Origin of the sequence: Ferruginibacter sp. (assembly GCF_031430955.1) — a bacterium.
In the GTDB taxonomy this organism is placed as follows: Bacteria; Bacteroidota; Bacteroidia; order Chitinophagales; family Chitinophagaceae; genus Ferruginibacter.
Genome location: NZ_JANPCM010000120.1, coordinates 1 through 2,226, shown reverse-complemented (window position 1 = coordinate 2,226; position 2,226 = coordinate 1). Strand labels below are relative to the sequence as shown.

Sequence of the window (2,226 nt, the reverse complement as noted above, 5' to 3'; positions counted from 1 at the left end):
GCAAAAATATTACTGGCTACTGTAAAAGGTGATGTGCATGATATTGGAAAAAATATTGTGGGTGTGGTATTAGGTTGCAATGGTTACGATATTATTGATTTGGGAGTAATGGTGGCAACCGATAAAATTTTAGAAACTGCTATTAGAGAAAAGGTGGACATTATAGGATTGAGCGGATTAATTACACCCTCGCTGGATGAAATGGTGCATGTGGCGCATGAGATGAAACGCCGTGGTATGAATTTGCCATTGATGATTGGTGGTGCCACTACCAGCCGTATGCACACTGCAGTAAAAATTGCACCTCAATATGATGAAGGTGTGATTCATGTGTTGGATGCCAGCCGAAGTGTAACTGTTGCAGGTAGCCTATTAAGTAAAGAACAAAAGCCTGATTTTTTAAGCGGCATAAAAAAAGAGTACGATAAACTGGTGGTTGATTTTGGCAATAAAAAATCTACCAAGCAATATTTAACTTTTGAGCAGGCACAAAAAAATCCGGCAGTAATTAACTGGGATAATTTTACACCAGTAGCCCCAACATTTACAGGAACAAAAATTTTTAATAATTACGATTTAAAAGAAGTTGCGGAATATATTGACTGGCAACCATTTTTTATTGCATGGGAAATGCATGGTAAATTTCCTGCCATACTAACCGACAGTATTATTGGAGTGGAAGCCACCAAGCTATACAACGATGCTAAAAAATTATTGCAGCAAATTATTGATGAAAAATGGTTGAATGCAAGGGGTGCTATTGGGTTTTGGCCTGCCAATAAAGTGGCGCCGGATTCGGTTGATGTTTTAGCGGATAAAGAAGTGGTACAACTGCAGTTTCTACGCCAGCAAATAAAAAAAGCAGAGGGACAACCCAATTTATCTTTAGCAGATTTTATTTCTCCGTCACAGAGTGATTTTCTGGGCGCATTTGCTGTAACGATTGAAGGTATTGACCCACACATTAAAAAGTTTGAAGCTGCTTTTGATGACTACAACAAAATTATTTTACAGGCTTTGGCAGATAGGCTTGCGGAAGCATTTGCAGAATTGCTGCACAAAAAAACACGGCAGGAATATTGGGGTTATGCAACCGATGAACATTTAACTAACGAGCAATTAATTAAAGAAGAATATTTGGGTATTCGTCCGGCACCGGGCTACCCTGCCTGCCCTGATCATACAGAAAAATATAAATTGTTTGATTTACTGGGCGGCAAAGAAGCTACTGGTATTGAGCTTACCGAGTCATTGGCAATGTATCCGGCGTCATCAGTTAGTGGTTGGTATTTTGCCAACCCCGAAAGTAAATATTTTGGTGTGGGTAAAATTGAACCCGATCAACTAAAAGATTATGCCGAAAGAAAAGGGATGAGTTTGGATGAAGCAACAAGATGGTTGCGGCCGATACTGGAATAAAATTTTATCTTGATTTAACCACCATTGTATCAGTCCAGCTATCGTGCCAGGTTAGTGTGTTAAAACCGCTAAACACTTCAAAAGGAACACAACGTGACAAAGACCTTAACAAAGCATTTTTAAGGGTAAGTTCTTGTCCATCCTGGCGTATAGCTCTTGTGCCGGTTATAATTTTACCTAATGTATAGCCTTTAAATAATTTTTCGCAAAGAGTATAATAGACGATATAATTTAAATAATTAATTATAAAAGATAATAAAAATATCCCGCTACTCATTGCACCATCATTGGCAATATTGCTAATAAATTCTGGTGCAATTAGCCCCAGCATAGTTCCAATAGCTATCCCTGTTAAATAACTTAACCCAAAACGCATGAGCAAATTATCTATCAACCAATTTACAAAACGTTGCCATTGAGTAGCATAAACATAGCTATTGAGGTCATAAGACTCCTCTGCTAACAAATCTTGTTGTACAGAGTTATGGGTAAGCTCATTATTATTTTCCATAATAGATTTTTATTTTACAAGTATAGTTAAAATAATCAAGAATACTTTTTTCTATTGGTATTACGTTATTGCATTTCATTTAAATGCAACTGATTAATAATACTCAGTACAAGAAGAATTGTGAAAAAATATTTTTTTACTTCTTCTCTGTCATCAGTATCAAAACCACTTGGCTCCAATAAATCTTCGTTAATAGCAATAGCCACATAACAGCGGCCTGCTACAAAAGAAATAGCAATATCCCTATCGACCTGTTGCTTAAATTTCACCAATCTCTCCGTCATAGCTTTTGTAAG

At 36.8% G+C, this 2,226-nt stretch carries 3 protein-coding genes; 1 reads left to right on the top strand and 2 read right to left on the bottom strand.

Translation table 11 applies throughout. The features are described 5' to 3' along the window. Nucleotides 1-1,419, top strand: a 1,419-nt coding sequence (locus ACY65O_RS03310; RefSeq protein ID WP_462219427.1) for a vitamin B12 dependent-methionine synthase activation domain-containing protein, incomplete at its 5' end; no start/stop codon positions are given. A gap of 4 nt (nucleotides 1,420-1,423) precedes the next feature. Here the strand turns inward: ACY65O_RS03310 and ACY65O_RS03305 are convergent. Further along, nucleotides 1,424-1,930, bottom strand: a complete 507-nt coding sequence (locus ACY65O_RS03305) for an RDD family protein (RefSeq protein WP_462219426.1) — start codon at nucleotides 1,928-1,930, stop codon at nucleotides 1,424-1,426. Nucleotides 1,931-1,995: 65 nt separating this feature from the next. Beyond that, on the bottom strand, nucleotides 1,996-2,226 hold a 231-nt coding region (locus tag ACY65O_RS03300), incomplete at its 5' end, for a DUF3137 domain-containing protein (RefSeq protein ID WP_462219425.1).

Excerpts from the sequence above, each read along its gene's own strand:
- ACY65O_RS03305 (WP_462219426.1), bottom strand. The coding sequence starts at position 1,930 with ATGGAAAATAATAATGAGCTTACCCATAACTCTGTACAACAAGATTTG.